Origin of the sequence: Streptomyces sp. NBC_00028 (genome assembly GCF_045041065.1) — a bacterium.
Classification (GTDB): domain Bacteria; phylum Actinomycetota; class Actinomycetes; order Streptomycetales; family Streptomycetaceae; genus Streptomyces.
In genome coordinates this window covers 5958068-5976131 of record NZ_CP108293.1, presented here as the reverse complement: position 1 = coordinate 5976131, position 18064 = coordinate 5958068, and the positions used below count along the sequence as shown (strand labels likewise).

The window sequence follows — 18064 nt, the reverse complement described above, 5'->3', positions numbered from 1 at the left end:
AACCCACGCCGCCGACAGCCCCGCGAGTCATCCACAGGGCGATCGGCGGTGCCGTACCGTTCCGCCGCCGCACGTTTCCCGGGTCAGGCCGTCTGCTGGGTTCCCGATGCCGTGACCTCGCGTACCCACGGTGTCTTGGCGTCGACGCGGCTGCTCTTCTCGACGTCCCAGGTGCCGTAGCGGGGGTTGAGGTCGACGTCGAGTTCCTTGGACGCCTTGGACAGGGCCGCCCAGAAGGCGGGCTGGCTGGTGTCGGTGCCGAGTGCGGCGGCGAGTTTCTGGGCCTCCAGCTGGAGGCGGAGGTTGTCGTCGAGGCGCTCGGGGGCGACGCCGTACTGCTGGAGCCAGGCCGTCTCCAGGGCCTTGGAGCCGCCGGCCTGCTGTTCCAGACCGGTGCGCATGGTCTGGATCTCCTTGCGGGTGACGGTGATGCCGGCGTCCTCGGCGGCGCGGTGCAGGACCTGGTCGAGGACCATGCCGTGCAGGGTGTCGCGGGCGAGGGTGCCGGTCTTGGCGATGGCCTGCGCGTACTGAGCGTCGTCCGGCAGCGCGGCGCGCTGGGCGTCGCGCACCTCGTTCACCCTGGTCTCCAGTTGCGCGACGGTGATCCGCTGGTCGCCGACGACGGCGGCCGCGCCGGGATGCGCGTCGCTGCCGCAGGCGGTGAGCAGCGGCGCCGCGACGATCGCGGCGGAGAGGAGGAACGCGGTGCGACGACGGCGGTGCAAGGAAGCCTCCCGAGGAGATTGTGCGACGGTGCACAAAGTCTTGCGGTGATCGATGGTAGGCAGTGGGCAAGCTCTGGCCAACCCATTCGACCAACGATTCACCGGGACTTGGGGCACCGGCGCGGCACGGCGTGCCCTGCACCCCGGCCGAAGGCGCCCTGACGGGTCTCAGCCGCGCACCTGTCCCAGCCACTCCAGCGTCCGGCGTACCTCCGCCGCGAGGGGGTGGCCGGGGCCGTGGAGGTGTTCGACGTCGTGGACGAGGCGGGCCAGGGTGTCGTGGGCGGCGGGGCGGTCGCCGAGGGCGAGTAGGAGGTGGCCGATGCGGCGGCGGATGTCGTGGGCCATGTCGGGGTCGCCGGCCACGTACTGGTTCTCGTAGAAGGGGAGCAGGGCGCGGTATTCCGCCAGGGCCGCCGCCGGTTCGCCCAGTTGTTCGAGGCACTGGGCGGCGTCGTAGCGGAAGCGGAGGGACTGGGGGTCGGCGTGGCCGGCCTCGGCGGCCCGTTCGTCGGCGAGGCGGCGCAGTTCGGGCAGCGCGCGCCGGTACTGGCCGTCGTCCATGAGCGTGGCGGCGTACTGCTTGCGCAGGGTGCGGACGACCGGTGAGTGCTCGCCGTGCTGCTCGGCCGCGGCGGGCAGGATCGCGCCGAGGATGTCGACGGCCTGGGTGATGCGGCCCTCGCCGAGGAGGCGCTTGACCTCGTCGACGGCGCGCGCGACGTCGGGTTTCTCGGCGGGGGGCGTGTGCGGCACGGCGGGCGTCGGCTGGGGCGCGGGCGTGCGGGCGCGGTCCGGCCAGGGGGCGTGCGGGCGCAGGAAGGGGCGCGTGGGGTCGAGCGGCGCCCCCGTGGGCATCCCGCGCGCGGGCAGGAGCGCCTCCAGGTGCTCGTAGACCTCCTGCGCGCTGGCGGGCCGGTGCTGCGGGTCCTTGGCGAGCAGGCGCAGGACGAGCGTCTCGAGCGCTTCCGGCACCTCCGGGCGCAGACGGCGTACGGGGAGCGGGGGCTCGTAGAGGTGGCGGTGCAGTACGCCGAGCGCCGTGGAGCCGGAGAACGGGACGTCACCACTCAGGAGTTCGTGGAGCAGCACGCCGAGCGCGTAGAGGTCGGTGTACGGGCCGACGGCGCCGCCCATGGCCTGCTCGGGCGCCATGTAGGCGGGCGAACCGATGGGGGTGCCGGTGTGGGTGAGGCGGGTGGTGTCGGCGTCCATGACGGAGGCGACACCGAGGTCGAGGACGGTGACGGTGCCGTCCTGCTTCACCATCACGTTGCGCGGCTTGAGGTCGCGGTGGACGATCGGCACGGCGTGCACGGCGCTCAGTACGGCGCAGAGTTGCGCGGCGACCGCGACGGCCCACTGCCAGGGATACGGGTCGTGCTCGGCGAGGTGGTCCGAGAGGTCCGCGCCGTCGACGTACTGCATGACGAGGAACAGCTCCTCGCCCTCGCTGCCCGCGTCGTGCACGGTGACGAGCCCGGGGTGGTCGACCTGCGCGGTCACCCGGCACTCGCGCACGAACCGGCGGCGCAGCTCGTCCGCCTCCTGCCCGGCGACCTTGTCGGGGCGCAGCAGCTTCACCGCCACGCGCCGGTCCAGCCGTTGGTCGTACGCCGTCCAGACCTGTCCCATGCCGCCCTGTCCGATGAGCGTGGACAGTTCATAGCGGCCGGCGACGACACGTCCTGTCGCCACGGTCACCTTCCGCCCTCGTGGTTGCCGCCGGCCTGGCCGTCCTGCCGGCGCAGATAGTCACTGAGCTCGTCCAGCTCGGCACGCACCTGGTCGATCCGGGCGGGCGCGGGGCGCTGGGGCGCGGGTGGGGGCGTGTGGGGCGCGGGAGGTTGCGGCATGGGGATCTGCTGGTGCGGCTGCGGGATCGGGGCGGGCGCCTGCGGCAGGGTCGTGGCGGTGTACGGCGACGGTGCGGGGGGCTGGGGCTGGGTGTGGGGCTGCGGATAGCCGTACGCCGGTGAGGGCGTCGGGGCCGGGGCGGGCTGCGTGGCGTACGCGCTGTAGCGGAGCTGGTGGAAGTGGCGTACGTCCGCGGAGAGGTAGTACGCGATCGCCGCCACCAGCGTGCCGAACAGCAGGGCCATGCCGGTCCAGCCGCCCGCGGTGTGGATCTCGTCGCCCGGTTCGATGCCGATCAGCACGAGCCCGAGGGTGACCGCGACGAGCGAGGCGGCGAACAGCGCCCAGTCGAGTCCCCTGCGCGTCACGAGCGCCAGGCGCAGCAGCATCGCCCAGGAGAACAGGCCGATGGTGAAGATCCCGAGCACCACGAACAGCACACGCAGGAGGACCAGCCATGCCGGGTGGGGCGGCTGCTTCACCGGCTGCGTGTAGCCGTGGCCATGCATGACTGCTCCTGGTGCCTTGGGTGGGCGTACGAGGGCGGCCGACGCCCGGCAACCCCGTTCCTGCGATTGTCGCTTCGCGCGTACAGGCGAGCGTATAGGCCGACACGGACATGCGGTCCCGGGTTGTACCGAACCGTTGTCGCACTGATCACTTCTCGCGCCCGCGCAGGTCGGCGGAGTGGCGGCTTCCGCGCCGGGCATGCGCCAACGGAACGCCCGGGAGCGTCAGTCGGGGGCGACCGTGCCGTCCGTGAGGCCGTCGTACATCCCGCGCAGGAGCTGTTCTCCGAGCCGGCCCGCGCGCCTGAGCGCCCGCTCGAACTCGTCGAGTGCGCGGAACCGCTCGCCGTAGCGGCGCTGTTCGTCGAGCGGGAGCCGGGGCAGTTGGAGGCGGCGCACATCCAGGCGGGTGGCGGTGGAGGCGTAGCTGCTGGCCTGGCGGTTGTTGGCGGTGCCGCGCAGGAAGCCGGCGAGGAACCAGGGATCGAGCGCCGTGCGCTCGGGGCGCAGGAGCACGAGGTTGCGCCCCAGGGCGGCGCCCCCGGTCGCGTCGTCGATCACGCGCGCCATCGAGCCGCCGCCGAGCACCGGGACGACGACATCGCCGGGCTCGACCAGCACGGCCGCCTCCTCGCTCTCCGGGAGTGAGCCGGAGGGCGCCGTTCCGGCGAGGACGTCATGGTCCGTGAGGACGGGCACGCGTGCGTGGCCGCCGTTTCCGCCGGTGCGCAGCACCAGGGCGCCCCCGCGCGCGAGTTCGCCGATGGTGGTGAGGGGCCAGCGGGCGGGGTGCGCGGCGTCGGCGGGCGCCGGTGTGAGGTCCGCGGTCAGACGCAGGGTCTCGCCGAGGCGCTCGCGTACGGCCGTGAGCTGCTCGGCGCCGTCGGCCGCGGTCGGCGGCGGGAGGTGGCGGGCCGGGGCGAGGTCCACGTCGTCGTCGAGGAGGTCGATGACCGGCAGGGAGCGGGCGAGGCCGGGCCGCTCCTCGAGGGTGCCCGCGCGGTCGAAGGCGCGCCAGGCGTCGAGCACGGCCTCCCGCACGTCCCGCCAGTCGGGCCCGCCGCGTCCGTCGGCGGCGAACTGTCCGGTGTCGGCGAGCAGCACCTCGGGCTGCGTCGGCGCCTTCTCGGGCCGGCGCAGCACCCACAGGTGGAGCGGGATGTTGTACGGCGGTGCCGCGCCGACCGGCAGGGCGACGACGGCCCGCAGCGCGCCGCGGCGCAGCAGGTCGGCGCGGATACGGCGGCCGGAGCGGCGGGAGGCGGCGGCGGGCGGCATGAGGAGGACGGCGGTGCCGCCGTCCTTGAGGCGGGCGAGCGCGTGCTGCACCCAGGCCAGCTCGGACTCGGTGCGGGCCGGGAAGCCGTACTCCCAGCGGGGGTCGTAGGCGAGCTCGTCGTGGCCCCAGTTGCGCTCGTTGAACGGCGGGTGGCACAGGACGGCGTCGGCGTGCAGGTGGGGGTGGGCGTCGGCGCGCAGGGTGTCACCGGTGGCGGCGCGCACGACGGCACAGGTGTGCAGGGCGAGCCGGAGCGCGGTGAGGGCGGCGAGCTCGGGGGCGCTGTCCTGGGCGTACAGCTCCTGGTCGGCGCGGGCGGTGACGGCGCGCAGCAGGGCGCCGGTGCCGCAGGCGGGGTCGAGGACGGTGCGTACCGGGCCGGCCAGGTCAGCCATGAGGTCGGCGAGGTCGGCGGGGGTGAGCGTGTACTGGCGCGGGTTGGCGTCGAGGTGCCGGCCGAGCAGGAACTCGAAGGTCTGCCGGGCGCCGAGTTCCGCCGCGAGTTCGGCGGCGCCGCGCAGGAGGGGGGCGGAGGGGAGGAGGTCGGGGCCGGTGGGGAGGTGGACGGCCGGCTGGGCGGTGGGGTGGGGGTGGGGGGCCGCCGGGTGGGTGTTCACAGGGGCGTGGGTGCCGGGGGTGTTCACAGGGGCGTCGGCGCCGGGCGTGTTCACACGGGCGGAGTCGGCGTGGTGGGTGTTCACACGGGCGGCGTCGGCACCGGCGGCGTTCACGGCGCGCGGCACGTTGACGGGGCGCGGCGAGTTCACAGCGCGCCGGGAGTTCACAGCCGACACCGGTCCGAAGCGGGGCGTCAGCACCTCCTCCAGCGCGCCCGGCAGCATCGCCACGAGCCGCTCGTCGGAACCGGCGCTCACGTCGAGCCAGACGGTGGGCCGGTCATGGATGAGCAGCAGCACGCACCCGGCGTGGGTGAGCGCGGCGACCGGGCCCTCGGGGTGGCCGACGAGTTGCTGCCAGACGCGTTCCCGCAACGGGACCTCGGCGAGTTTCCCCTGTTTGCGCAGCCAGTTCTCCACTTCGGCGAGGGCGAAGGACGGGCTGGTCTCGGTGCCGCCGACCGGCTTGGGGAAGTCGGCGTGGCGGCGGCGCCAGTTGCTGACGGCAGCGCGGCCGACCCCGGCGAGCCGGGCGATCCCGGCGGCGGTCACCTCTGTGGCGTTGTCCTGCACCGGCCCGCTCCCTCATCGTCCCCGCTCCGCGTGTCCCGCGTGTGACGCCGAGCATAGCGGCGTAGGCAAGATCTACCCATTCACGCCCGTGTACACAACCCATCCTGTGAATCGTGTTGACTCGGTTCACAGCCTCTGCTCTTATTGACCCAGCGAACGAACGACAGCCGATCAGCGGCTGTCACCGTGTCGGGAGGGGACACAGTCATGGGCATGAAGGGCAAGATCGCGCTGGGGGCCGTTGTGGGGATCGTCGTCATCGGCGCCGTGTCGGCGAATTCCGGTGACGACTCCACCGGCGGTTCCGAGAGCAGCGGCAAGGGCTCTTCTTCGTCCGCCCAGGCGAAGCCCGGGGGCGGTAAGGAGTCGGCGAAGGCCGCCGAGGAGAAGAAGCCGGCCTTCGAGGGGGACGGCCAGTTCCAGGTCGGCTCGGACATCAAGCCCGGCACCTACCGCACGACCGGCAACGAGGACGGCATGTGCTACTGGGAGCGCGCCAAGGACGCCTCGGGCGAGATGGACTCACTGCTCGCCAACGACAATGTCACCGGCACCAGTTACGTCACCGTCAAGGCCACCGACAAGATCTTCAAGTCGAGCGACTGCAACGACTGGGAGGCCGTCGACACCAAGGCGAAGGGTTCGCCCGCCGCCAAGATGGCCGGCGACGGTGGCATGTTCAGAGTCGGCGCCGACATCGCGCCCGGAACGTACAAGTCCACCGGCAACGAGGACGACATGTGCTACTGGGAGCGCGCCAAGGACGCCGAGCACGGCCTCGACTCGATCATCGCGAACGACAACGTGTCCGGCAGCGCCGTCGTCACCATCAGCGCCAAGGACACCTACTTCAAGACGTCCGGCTGCACGGACTGGAAGAAGACCGGCTGACGCCGGCCCCCGTACGGCGAGACCACGCCACGCCCGTGGTGCCGTACCCGCGGCAGGTCTCGCCGTACCCGCTCATCCCACCGCCTCACCATCGGGGAATTCCCATGCGTCACACCGCACTCGCCACTGTCTGCCTCGCCGCCGCGGCCACGATCGGTCTCACCGGCTGCCAGTCCGGGCAGGACAAGGCCGACAACAAGCCGGACAAGGCCGGTTCCAGCACGTCGAGTTCGCCCTCGCCGGGCAAGAGCGCGGCGAAGGAACCCTTCGCCGGACTCACCGGCGCCGAGATCGCCGACAAGGCCGTCGAGGCCACGACCGGTGCCTCGTCGCTGCGGATGAAGGGGGACGTCGCCGACGACGAGTCGGGGAGCACCATCACGATCGACATGGCCCTGAACAAGCAGGGCGAGTGCGCCGGCACGATGAGCATGGGCGGCCAGGGCAAGACCGATCTGATCAAGGTCGGGGACACCGTCTACATGAAGTACGACGAAAAGTTCCTGCGCGAGCAGAGCAAGGGCGAGAAGAAGTCGGACGTGGACGCGGCCGTGGCGCTGCTCGCCGGGAAGTGGACCAAGATGTCCGCGAAGGGCGAGGACGCCAAGGACATCGCGGGCTTCTGCGACCTCGACACGGTGCTCGGCGACGCCGACGACGCCGAGACGGACGCCTCGCGCGGCAGGACCACCACCGTCGACGGCACGCCCGCGATCGTGCTGAACGAGCGGGACGGCAAGGAGCGTTACACGCTGTACGTCGCCACCGAGGGCAAGCCGTATCTGCTGCGCGTCGACAGCGTCTCCGCGAAGGACCCGGGCACCCTCACCTTCAGCGACTACGACAAGAAGGTCCCGGCGCAGAAGCCCAGCGGCGAGATCCTGGACCTGGACGCGCTGAGCGGCTGAGCCCCAGGCCCCCTAGAGCGGGTGCCGCATCCACACATTGGGCTCGACGTACACCGCGTATCCCCGCTCCGGCTCGCAGCGCACCGGCACCAGCGCTCCGGGCACCTCGATGTCGCCCCGGGTGTCGAAGGGCAGTCCGGTCCAGCGGCGCCACTGCTCCAGCGAGCCGACCACGGTCATGGACGCCGGCGCCACCGCCTCGACGGTGGCGCCGGCTCTGGCGTGCACGCGCAGCCACGGGTCGTGCGGGAGTCCGTCGGGGCGTACGCGGTGGGCGTACTCCTCGATGGGGGTGTGCGGTTCGAGGTGCTTGGCGCTGGGGCGGACCGGGGCGACGACCTCGCCGAAGCCGTGGGCGCGGGCGTTGTCGCGCATCGCCGAGAGCATGCGGCCGGACAGGCCCTTGCCCTGGAGGTCGGGCCGGACGTTGATGGCGATCGCGCTGACCGTGTCGGGCCGTGTCCCGCGGCGCAGATCGGCGAAGGCCCACAGGAGCACTTCGTCCCAGCCGCGGGCGGGCAGTTCGCCCCGTCCCTCGGCGCCGAGGGCGAAGGGCACGCTGAACCCGGTGGCGACGACCTCGCCCCGCTCGTCCTCGGCGAACAGCACATACGCCGCGAACTCCCTGGCGATCCGGCCGTAGTGGTGGTCACCTACCAGGTCCCGGGTGACGAACTCCGGCCAGCTGTCGGCCATCCCGACCGCCCGCTCGACGTCGTCGGGGCGCTCGGCGAGACTCGACACCTTCAGCTCCATGCGGTCACCGTAGGCGGGCGGCGGCGGGGGCCGGAACCGGTTTTCCGGACCAGGTCACCGGGGCGGATCAGCCGCCGCACTGGCGCAGCATCATCTCCTTGTCCGCCTTCGTCACGGGAAGCTCGTACTTCAGGGACACCTGCGCGAAGCGCACCACGTAGGAGCAGCGGATCTGTTTGTTCGGGGGCAGCCAGGAGGCGGGGCCCGAGTCGCTCTTGGACCCGTTGGTCGGGCCGTCGACCGGGATCAGGTTGAGCGGGTCGTTGGCGATGTCCTCGCGCTTGCCCTTGGTCCAGCGGGCCGCGCCCATCTGCCAGTCGTACGACAGGGGCATGACGTGGTCTATCTGCACCTTGGTGGCCCGGGCCTTGACCCAGTCGATCTCCTGGCCGGTGTAGGGGTCGGCCAGGGTCATGGAGGTGACCACGCAGTCCGAGCCGGAGCGGAAGCGGACGTCGTCGCCGTCGCGCTTGAGGAGGTCGTTGCGGGTGTCGCAGCCGTTGTGCGAGAAGGGGACGCCGCCGGGGGCGGAGTCCATCCAGGCGTAGCCGAACTCGTCGCGGTCGTACCCCGTCTTAGGGCCGCGGCCCTTGGTCGCGACCTTCTCGATCAGGTCCCGGGCCTTCGCCCGGTCGGCGTCCGAGGTGATCGCCGCGAGACCGGGTTTCGTGCCGTCCGGGTTGTCCAGCGGGCTCACGGCGCGGCCCGAGCCGACGGCCGGGGCTGAGCCCGAGGGCTCACCGTCCGAGGGCAGATCGACGCCCTCGCATCCGGTGAGCGATCCGGTGAGCAGTACGACCATGCCGAGTATCGCGGCGACGCCCGCCGCCCCACCCCTCAGACGCGTCACGGTGCGTCCCTCCCCTTGTTCTGTCCGTCTCCACCCCGCACAGGCATGTGCTGCCTGTTCTCAGCTGCCTGATCTCACCGTAGCGGGCAAGAGGTCCAGACCATATGGGGCCTCAAGGGGCGTTCTTCGCATCTCGGGCGTATCGTCGATTCGAGTCACCTCCGGAAGGAGCTCTGGATGGGCATCTTCGACAGGTTCAAGAGCAACCGCCAGATGCAGGACAAGGCCAAGGACATGTCCGACATGGCGGAACGCAAGGCCAACGACAAGACGGGCAACAAGTACGAGGGCCAGGTCGACGACGCGCAGCAGAAGATCGAAGGCGCGATGGGCATGGACCGAGACAGGCCCGAGCAGCCGTAAGGCCGGAGGCCCACGGAGGAACACGACATCGCAGAGGCCGCCCGCGGAGAGCACCCGCTCCCGCGGGCGGCCTCGCGTGCCCCACGCCCCGGCTTCGTGTACCCCACGCCCCACCGCTCAGGGCCTCACACCTTCCCGATCCCCAGCGTCGTCTCCGAGGGCAGCAGACCGGAGGACAGGACCGCCACCCAATAGTCGCCGAGCAGTTCGACCAGGCGGTCGATGTCGGCCGGCGCGAGGGACTGCCAGGGAGCGGCGGCGAGTTGGTCGGTGTGCTCCTCGACGCGGTGGCGCAGGGCGCGGCCCGCCTCCGTGGCCGTGCCGTCGGCGTCGATCAGGCCGCGGGCGGCCAGGCGCTCACGGGCGGCCGTCCATTCCGCCTCGCTCCAACCGCGGCTCTCGAAGCGCTCGACGGACGCCGCGCCTATCGCCGCGAAGGAGACGAGCGACTCGGCCGGATCGAGACCGGCGACGAGCAGCGCGGCGAGATGGCCGTCACCGCGGTGCTCACGCAGGATCGTCGCCGCCTGCCACAGCTGGAGGTGCGGGGCGTCGGGCCATTCCAGCGCGGCGTTGGCCGCGGCCAGCGGGCGGCCCGCGGTGTTCGCCGCCTCGGCCGCGCGCCGGGCGAGGGCGGCGGCCTCGGCCAGTTCGGGGCTGTCGACGCGGTCGCCGAACATCGCGCGGTACGCCCGGTCGATCCCCCGCAGCCGCGCCGCCAGCACCGCCTCCGGAGGCGCGACGCTCCACGCGGCGTCGACATGCTCGGCGACCATGCGCGGGCTGAAGCTGTAGAACGCGGACGTCACACGCCCGGCGTCCACCGCCCCCAACGGCGCCGCACGGAAGGGGAAGTAGCTCGGCCAGCGCTCCTTGGTGTCGTAGCCGAGCGCCGCCGCCTCCTCGAAGACCTCCGGCGCGTAGTACAGAACCGCGTGCAGCGGCTCCAGCAGATGCCAGAGCTGCCGCACCCGGGCCGGCTCCACGCCGCCGACGACGCCGGCCCCACCCTCGTGCTGCGACATGCCACGCCTCCTCGCCGTATCAAAAGCTCGTGAACTTGACACTGACAAGATTGCCTCGCCCGCCCGAACTTGTCAATGCCTAGATTGCGCGTACGCTGCTGTCCATGGCACCTGCGGACACCGACAGCACCAAGCCGGCCTCACCCCGCCCCTACCACCACGGCGACCTGCGGCGCGCGATCCTGACCACCGCGCTCGACGTCATCGCCACCGACGGGCCCGCCGCGCTGAGCCTGCGCGACCTCGCCCGCCGGGCCGGGGTCTCGCACGCGGCCCCCGCGCACCACTTCAAGGACCGCACCGGTCTGCTCACGTCGATCGCCGCCGAGGGCTTCGGGCTACTGGCGACCACGCTTCGGGAGGCCCCGGACCTCAAGGAGGCGGGCGTGCGTTATGTGCGCTTCGCGCGCGAGCACCCCGCGCACTTCCAGGTGATGTTCACGCCGGGGCTGCTGCGCGCCGACGACCTCGAACTGACCACCGCCCGCGCGCTCGCCGGCGACGCCCTGCGCGAGTCCGTGTCCGCCGTCGACCCCAGCGGCATCGACCCCCGCCTCGCCGGCGTCGCCGCCTGGTCCCTCGCCCACGGCTTCGCGACGCTACTCCTCGGCCACAACCTGGACGGGCCGGTCGGCGACAAGGACCCCGAGGAGGTGTTCCGGACCTTGGCGGCGACCCTGTTCCGCTGACGGGCTCCGCGCGACCTCCGCGCCCCGGTGACTGACTCCGCGCGACCCCCGCCCCGGCGGCAAGCTCCGCGAGACCCCACGCCCCGGTGACGGGCTCCGTGCGACCCTCACGCCCCGGCGACAGGCTCCGCGAGACCCCCGCCCGGCACTGTAGGACTTGACCTTGACACCGGCGTCAGGGTTCGACGATCCCCGCATGACCTCCACCAAGGCCCCGGAAACCGTCATCGTCACCGGCGCGGGCACCGGCATAGGCCGCGCCACCGCCCACGCCTTCGCCGCCCGCGGCGCGCACGTCCTCGCCGTGGGCCGCCGCCCGGCACCCCTCGCCGAGACCGCCGCGTACGACGACGCCCTCATCACCCCGCTCCCCGTCGACGTCACGGCCGAGGACGGCCCGGACACGGTCGTCCGTACGGCACTCGCGCACTACGGCCGTATCGACGTCCTCGTCCACAACGCGGCGATCGTCAACACCGAGTCCCTGCGCACGTACACGCGCGCGTCGATCGCGCCCCAGCTCGCGACGAACCTCCTCGCGCCCGTACTGCTCACCCAGGCCGCACTCCCCGCCCTCACCGAGAGCCGGGGTGTCGTCGTCAACGTCACGACCGCCGTCGGTCAGCGCGGCTGGCCCGGCAACTCGCTCTACGCCGCCGGGAAGGCGGCCCTGGAAGTGCTCACCCGCAGCTGGGCCGTCGAACTGGCCCCGCTCGGCATCCGGGTCGCCGCCGTCGCCCCCGGCGCGATCGAGACGCCCATCGCGGACCACTCCGGCTACACCCCCGAGCAGCGTGCCGCGATCCGCGCGTGGCAGCTGGAGCACACTCCGCTGGGCCGGGTCGGCCGCCCCGAGGAAGTCGCCTGGGCCATCGCCCAACTCGCCTCGCCACAGGCCTCGTTCATCACGGGTGTGATCCTTCCGGTGGACGGGGGTGCGGTCGTCGCGTGAGACTCATCGGCATGACAGCCCCGACGCCCGCCTGCGGATCGGCGAGCTCGCCCAGGCCACCGGCACCACACCGCGCTCCCTGCGCCACTACGAGCAGGCGGGGCTCATCACGTCCGTTCGCTCGGTGAACGGCTACCGGTTCTACGACGCCGGAGTCGCCGTGCGGGTCCGCAACATCCGGCACCTCCTGGACGTGGGGCTCACCCTGGACGACGTACGCGTGTTCCTGCCGTGCCTGGACGGCGACGTGACCGAGGGTCCGGCCTCCGCCCAGGCGCTGCGGGTGGCCCTGGAGCGGCTCGCCGTGATGGAGGAGCGGATCGCCGCGCAGGTCGCCGTACGGGATCGGCTGGCGGGGGTGTTGGCGGAGGCGACGCGGGGGCGCATACGTCCTGTGGCGTGAGGCTCAGTGGAGCGGCCGAGGGTGTCGTACCAGCCACTCCTGGAACTCGCGGTGGCGGAACTGGTAGGCGATGCCGGAGGTGCGGAGCAGGCCCGCGGTGACGCACCAGTCGAGGAAGGAGGGGAGGCGGAGGCCGAGGGCCGGGTTCGCGAGGCGGTAGATCAGGTAGCCGACCCATTCCGACATCAATCCGAGCAGCACGGTGATCAGGCAGGCCCCGAACAGCACGTCGATCAGTTCGGGACCGCCGCTGATCGCGATGCCGCCCGCGACCATGCCGGCGGCGAGCGCGCTGAGGCACCACACCGCCCTGACCGGCCCACCGGGCCCGACGGCCGTGCTGTCGAACTCGGCCATGACGCACCCGACCACGATCATCAGGGCTATCCAGCCGGTGGACGCCAGGAGCAGGACGGTCCGCGCGTCGAACGGTCCGTCGGCCAGATTCCACCAGGTGCCCGCGCTCACCAGCAGGAACACCGCGAGGACGCGCACCTTTCTGCGGCCGAACCGGCGCAGCCCCAGCCGCCACAGCGGACTGCCCAGCGGCGGCACCGCGATGGTGGACAGGACGCTCTCCTCGGTGGAACCGGTCTGGAGGGACCGGAGTTCGTTGAAGAGGATGAGAACACCGAGGATCAGGCTGAGGCAGTTCACCATCGCGACTTCGGCGTACACCGGCCATTGCCACAGAGCCGCCACCTGTACGGCGGTCGTCAGCACCAACCCCCCGATCACCGCCGTCCGTACCGCCGGCGCCACTCGGTCTCCCAGCCGGTGCAGCACCAGGTCCGTCTCCAGTCCCCTGGCCAGCCGGTGCAGCCGGGCGTGCACGGTCCGTTCCGGGAACCGACCAGCCTGCCGGGGCACACGGTCCACCACGGCCGCGATGAAGCGCCCCAGCAGCAACTCGGCGACGGCATCGGCGGAGGACGCGGCCGTGCCCACCAACTCCCCCGGGTCGCCCTCCCGTTCGTAGACGATCGCCGCCAGCGCGAGGCGCCACGGGGTGGACAGTGCCGACGCGAGTACGCCCCCCGTCGCGGACCGCAACTCGTCGAGCACCGGCTCCCACAGCGCCGGTCTGCGCGCGGCGCCTCGCAATTCAAGGAAGCGAACCGCTCGCGCGGAGTCCACCGGTTCGATCTCGATACGGGCCGCATCGAGGATGTGGCTGCCGTCGGCCTCCAGTTCGTCGTATCGCCGGGCCCGGCAGGTCAGCACGAGCGGTGCCGGGTCGGTGCCGTCCTGGTAGCGGGCCAGCGCCTCCAGTGCCCGGCGCGCCCGGGAGTCGGCCAGGTCGACGTCAGCGGCGTCCATCTCGTCCAGCCCGTCGAGCACGGGCAGGACCATGCGCGCGTCCATGACCTTGCGGGCGGAGCGGGACGGCATGCCGAAGTCGCGTTCCAGGTGTCGCACGATCCAGTCGGTCAGGGCCTCACGGGTGTCCCAGTCGGCGAGCGCGATGAGCACGGCGACCGGTTCACGCTCACCGCGTGCCTTGTTGAGCTCCATCAGGAGCTTGCGTGCGAGCACGGTCTTGCCCGCTCCGGGCTCCCCGGTGATCACCAGCCGTCGCGGCCGGACGGCGCGATAGTCCTCAACGACCCGTTCCAACTGCCCGGCGGGCGTGGGCGGCAGTTCGGCGGCACGCGCGTGTGCGTAGGGCCGGAACGCGAACGTCACGTCGATGGCGGTCAGTTCACCGCCGAGGCTGTGCATCCACTGCGGCTCGCCGACCGACCGCACCTCCCGTACGAGCCGGGCGACCGCGACCGCCTCGTCCTCGCGCGCCCCGGACCGCTGCCGCCTGAGCCCCACCACGGACACGACCAGAGCGGGCGGTAGCAGGGCCACGGAGATCAGGCTGCCGCGTTCGGACACCCCGAGCGGGCCGTGCTGCCCCCACAGCACGTACACCACCACCCCGGTGACCAGCGCGCACGTCACGCCCACGACCGAGGCGGTCCTACTCCCGCTTCCCCCGAACGCCATGCCCGACATGGTGCCGCAGAACGGCAGGTTGTGACCCCTCAACCCCTCACTTCTACGACCCCAGAATCGACGTCAGGAACTCCCCGACCCACCCCAGCAACTCCCGCCCGACCAGCGGCTTCCCGCCCACCCTCGCCGTCTTCGGCCGCGGCACCAGCACCTGGTGCACCGCCGGCTTGATCACCGTCCCCGGATACAGCCGCTTGAGCCGCAGTTCCTGGGACTCCCGCAACTCCACGGGCGCGAAGCGGATGTTGGTGCCCTGGAGGACGATCTCGCCGACGCCGCACGCGCGCGCCAGCATCCGCAGACCCGCGACCAGGAGGAGGTTCTCCACCGGCTCCGGCAACTTGCCGTAGCGGTCGACGAGTTCCTCCCGTACGGCCTTGATGTCCTCCTCGGTGTTGGCCGAGGCGATCGCGCGGTAGGCCTGCAACCGGAGCCGCTCGCCGGGGGCGTAGTCGTGCGGGACGTGCGCGTCGACCGGGAGCTCGATCTTGACCTCCAGGGGCGGCTCCTCCTCGACACCGCCCTCCAGGGAGGCCCGGTAGTCCGCGACCGCCTCGCCGACCATGCGGACGTACAGGTCGAAGCCGACGCCCGCGATGTGGCCGGACTGCTCGCCGCCGAGGAGGTTGCCCGCGCCGCGGATCTCCAGGTCCTTCATCGCCACGTACATGCCCGCGCCCATCTCCGTGTGCTGGGCGATGGTGGCCAGGCGCTCGTGGGCCGTCTCCGTCAGCGGCTTCTCCGGCGGGTACAGGAAGTACGCGTAACCGCGCTCGCGGCCACGCCCCACCCGGCCGCGCAGCTGGTGCAGTTGGGAGAGGCCGAAGTTGTCGCCGCGCTCCACGATCAGGGTGTTCGCGTTGGAGATGTCGATGCCGGATTCCACGATCGTCGTCGACACCAGCACGTCGAACTTCTTCTCCCAGAAGTCGACGACGACCTGCTCCAGCGCCGACTCCGACATCTGGCCGTGCGCGGTCGCGATCCGGGCCTCGGGGACGATCTCGCGCAGGCGGGCGGCCGCGCGGTCGATCGACTCGACGCGGTTGTGGATGTAGAAGACCTGGCCCTCGCGCAGCAGTTCACGGCGGATGGCCGCGCCGATCTGCTTCTCCTCGTAGGGGCCGACGAAGGTCAGGACCGGGTGGCGCTCCTCCGGGGGTGTGGTGATCGTCGACATCTCGCGGATGCCGGTGACCGCCATCTCCAGGGTCCTGGGGATCGGGGTCGCGGACATCGTCAGGACGTCGACGTTCGCACGGAGCTTCTTCAGCTGCTCCTTGTGCTCGACGCCGAAGCGCTGCTCCTCGTCGACGATGACCAGGCCCAGGTCCTTGAACTTGGTCTCGGAGGAGAACAGCCGGTGGGTGCCGATGACGACGTCCACCGCGCCCTCGCGCAGGCCCTCCAGGACCGCTTTCGCCTCGGTGTCGGTCTGGAAGCGCGACAACGCCCGTACGTTCACCGGGAATTGCGAGTAGCGCTCGCTGAACGTGCCGAAGTGCTGCTGGACCAGCAACGTCGTCGGGACGAGCACCGCGACCTGCTTGCCGTCCTGCACCGCCTTGAACGCGGCCCTCACCGCGATCTCCGTCTTGCCGTAGCCGACGTCGCCGCAGATCAGGCGGTCCATGGGGACCGACTTCTCCATGTCCTCCTTGACCTCGGCGATCGTGGTCAGCTGGTCGGGGGTCTCCGCGTACGGGAAGGCGTCCTCCAGCTCGCGCTGCCAGGGGGTGTCCGGGCCGAAGGTGTGGCCGGGGGCCGCCATGCGCGCGCTGTAGAGCCTGATCAGGTCGGCCGCGATCTCCTTGACGGCCTTCTTCGCGCGCGCCTTGGTCTTCGTCCAGTCGGCGCCGCCCAGGCGGTGCAGGGTGGGGGCCTCGCCGCCGACGTACTTGGTGATCTGCTCCAGCTGGTCGGTGGGGATGTAGAGGCGGTCGCCGGGCTGGCCGCGCTTGGCGGGGGCGTACTCGACGACGAGGTATTCGCGCGTGGCGCCCTGCACGGTGCGCTGGACCATCTCGATGTAGCGGCCCACGCCGTGCTGCTCGTGGACGATGTAGTCGCCCGCCTCCAGGGTGAGCGGGTCGATCGTCTTGCGGCGCCGGGCCGGCATCCGGGCGCCGTCCTTGCCGGCCGCCTTCTGGCCGGTCAGGTCGGTCTCGGTGAGGACGGCGAGCTTCAGCGCCTGGTCGACGAAGCCGTAGTCGATCGAGCCGCACGCCACGTGCACCACGGACGCGCTCAAGGAGACCAGTTCGGCGTCGAGGCGGGCCGCGATGCCCTCGCCGCCGAGGACCTCGACCGTGCGGGCGGCGGGGCCGTGGGCCTCGGTCACGAAGACCGTGCGCCAGCCGTCGGCGAGCCAGCCCTTGGTGTCGGCCAGTGCCTTCGCGGTGTCGCCGCGGTAGGTCTCGGGCGCGTGCATGCCGAGCTGGAGGGTGTCCGCCTCCAGCTCCAGGTCCGCGGCGAACGGCGACACCGACCACCACATCATGTCCAGCTCGCGCGCCCGGTCCCGGACGTCCGCGATGGACCACAGGGAGGCCGCGCCGACGTCGATCGGGGCCTCGCCGCCGCCCGCGGTGGCCGCCCAGGACGCCTGGAGGAACTCTTGCGAGGTCGCCACCAGGTCGGCGGCCCGCGTGCGGACCCGCTCCGGGTCGCACACGACAGCCATGGCGCCCTTCGGCAGCACGTCGATCAGCAGCTCCATGTCGTCGACGAGGACCGGGGCGAGGGACTCCATGCCCTCCACCGCGATGCCCTCGGCGATCTTGCCGAGCAGCTCGCCGAGCTCGGGGTGCTCCGCGGCGAGGGCGGCGGCACGCGCGCGTACCTCGTCGGTGAGGAGCAGTTCGCGGCAGGGCGGCGCCCACAGGCCGTGCTCGGCGATCTCCAGGGAGCGCTGGTCGGCGACCTTGAAGTAACGGATCTCCTCTACGTCGTCGCCCCAGAACTCGATGCGGAGGGGGTGCTCCTCGGTGGGCGGGAAGACGTCCAGGATGCCGCCGCGTACGGCGAACTCGCCGCGCTTCTCCACGAGCTCCACGCGCGCGTAGGCGGCGGCCGCGAGGGCCTCGACGATCGCGTTGAGGTCGGCGGTCCGGCCGGTCCGCAGCGCTACCGGCTCCAGGTCGCCGAGGCCCTTGACCTGCGGCTGGAGCACGGACCGTACGGGTGCCACGACCACCGACACGGGGCCGGTCTCGGGGTCGTCGGGGCGCGGGTGGGCCAGACGGCGCAGGACGGCGAGACGGCGGCCGACGGTGTCGCTGCGCGGGCTGAGGCGCTCGTGCGGAAGGGTCTCCCAGGAGGGGTACTCGACGACGCCCTCGGAGGGCAGCAGCGAGCGCAGGGCCGCCGCCAGGTCCTCCGCCTCGCGGCCGGTCGCCGTCACCGCCAGCACCGGGCGGCCGGCCTCGCGGGCCAGCGCGGCGATCGCGAAGGGCCGGGCGGCCGGGGGGCCGACCAGGTCGACGTGCATGCGGTTGCCGTCCGCGGCCGCGGTGATCGCTTCCGCGAGGGCGGTGTCCTTGACTACGGCGTCGAGCAGACCGTGCAGGCTCATGGAGGGGGCGCTTCCGTCCTGGGTGTGGGCAACACGAACGTGGCTGGGCATCACGAGGGGCCCGACGCGGTGACCGGCCGGGGGGT

15 protein-coding genes are annotated in these 18064 nt (G+C 72.1%); 6 read left to right on the top strand and 9 right to left on the bottom strand.

Going from position 1 to position 18064, the window contains the following annotated elements; translation table 11 throughout:
* Positions 1-83: 83 nt before the first annotated feature.
* The 4 genes from OG885_RS26880 to OG885_RS26865 form a co-directional block, all read right to left on the bottom strand.
* Complete coding sequence (locus OG885_RS26880) at positions 84-728, bottom strand: SurA N-terminal domain-containing protein (RefSeq protein ID WP_405735941.1); 645 nt, start codon at positions 726-728, stop codon at positions 84-86.
* 168 nt (positions 729-896) lie between these two features.
* A complete protein-coding gene (locus OG885_RS26875) occupies positions 897-2390 on the bottom strand; it encodes a protein kinase domain-containing protein (protein ID WP_405742894.1) in 1494 nt (497 codons plus the stop codon).
* A 38-nt stretch (positions 2391-2428) separates the two neighbouring features.
* Positions 2429-3094 carry a hypothetical protein gene (locus tag OG885_RS26870; RefSeq protein ID WP_405735939.1) on the bottom strand — a complete coding sequence of 222 codons (666 nt, stop codon included), beginning with the start codon at positions 3092-3094 and terminating at the stop codon, positions 2429-2431.
* Between the two features lie 225 nt (positions 3095-3319).
* Positions 3320-5563 (bottom strand): N-6 DNA methylase, encoded by a 2244-nt coding sequence (locus tag OG885_RS26865; RefSeq protein WP_405735937.1) that lies wholly within the window; start codon positions 5561-5563, stop codon positions 3320-3322.
* 207 nt (positions 5564-5770) lie between these two features.
* Here OG885_RS26865 and OG885_RS26860 point away from each other — a divergent pair, with 207 nt between their 5' ends.
* A complete protein-coding gene (locus OG885_RS26860) occupies positions 5771-6454 on the top strand; it encodes a hypothetical protein (RefSeq protein WP_405735935.1) in 684 nt (227 codons plus the stop codon).
* Positions 6455-6558: 104 nt separating this feature from the next.
* Positions 6559-7362 (top strand): hypothetical protein, encoded by an 804-nt coding sequence (locus OG885_RS26855; RefSeq protein WP_405735933.1) that lies wholly within the window; start codon positions 6559-6561, stop codon positions 7360-7362.
* A 12-nt stretch (positions 7363-7374) separates the two neighbouring features.
* Here the strand turns inward: OG885_RS26855 and OG885_RS26850 are convergent, their stop codons facing one another.
* Both OG885_RS26850 and OG885_RS26845 read right to left on the bottom strand, forming a co-directional pair.
* Positions 7375-8118 carry an N-acetyltransferase gene (locus OG885_RS26850; RefSeq protein WP_405735930.1) on the bottom strand — a complete coding sequence of 248 codons (744 nt, stop codon included), beginning with the start codon at positions 8116-8118 and terminating at the stop codon, positions 7375-7377.
* A 67-nt stretch (positions 8119-8185) separates the two neighbouring features.
* A complete protein-coding gene (locus OG885_RS26845) occupies positions 8186-8968 on the bottom strand; it encodes an HNH endonuclease family protein (RefSeq protein WP_405735928.1) in 783 nt (260 codons plus the stop codon).
* Positions 8969-9145: 177 nt separating this feature from the next.
* Between OG885_RS26845 and OG885_RS26840 the strand changes: the two genes are divergently transcribed.
* Positions 9146-9331, top strand: a complete 186-nt coding sequence (locus tag OG885_RS26840; protein ID WP_399961235.1) for an antitoxin — start codon at positions 9146-9148, stop codon at positions 9329-9331.
* Positions 9332-9456: 125 nt separating this feature from the next.
* Here OG885_RS26840 and OG885_RS26835 read toward each other — a convergent pair whose 3' ends face one another.
* A complete protein-coding gene (locus tag OG885_RS26835; RefSeq protein WP_405735926.1) occupies positions 9457-10356 on the bottom strand; it encodes an SCO6745 family protein in 900 nt (299 codons plus the stop codon).
* A gap of 104 nt (positions 10357-10460) precedes the next feature.
* Here OG885_RS26835 and OG885_RS26830 point away from each other — a divergent pair, with 104 nt between their 5' ends.
* The 3 genes from OG885_RS26830 to OG885_RS26820 all read left to right on the top strand — a co-directional run bounded on the left by OG885_RS26830 (position 10461) and on the right by OG885_RS26820 (position 12400).
* Positions 10461-11045: a TetR/AcrR family transcriptional regulator gene (locus OG885_RS26830; protein ID WP_405735924.1), complete on the top strand. Its 585-nt coding sequence runs from the start codon at positions 10461-10463 to the stop codon at positions 11043-11045.
* Positions 11046-11241: 196 nt separating this feature from the next.
* Positions 11242-11997, top strand: coding sequence for an SDR family NAD(P)-dependent oxidoreductase (locus OG885_RS26825; RefSeq protein ID WP_405735922.1), 756 nt, complete (start codon positions 11242-11244; stop codon positions 11995-11997).
* Between the two features lie 31 nt (positions 11998-12028).
* Complete coding sequence (locus OG885_RS26820) at positions 12029-12400, top strand: MerR family transcriptional regulator (protein ID WP_405742892.1); 372 nt, start codon at positions 12029-12031, stop codon at positions 12398-12400.
* Positions 12401-12403: 3 nt separating this feature from the next.
* Here the strand turns inward: OG885_RS26820 and OG885_RS26815 are convergent, their stop codons facing one another.
* Both OG885_RS26815 and mfd read right to left on the bottom strand, forming a co-directional pair.
* On the bottom strand, positions 12404-14395 hold the full coding sequence (locus tag OG885_RS26815; RefSeq protein WP_405735919.1) for an NACHT domain-containing protein: 1992 nt from the start codon (positions 14393-14395) through the stop codon (positions 12404-12406).
* A gap of 52 nt (positions 14396-14447) precedes the next feature.
* Positions 14448-17978 (bottom strand): transcription-repair coupling factor, encoded by a 3531-nt coding sequence (gene mfd, locus OG885_RS26810; RefSeq protein WP_405735916.1) that lies wholly within the window; start codon positions 17976-17978, stop codon positions 14448-14450.
* Between the last annotated feature and the right edge of the window lie 86 nt (positions 17979-18064).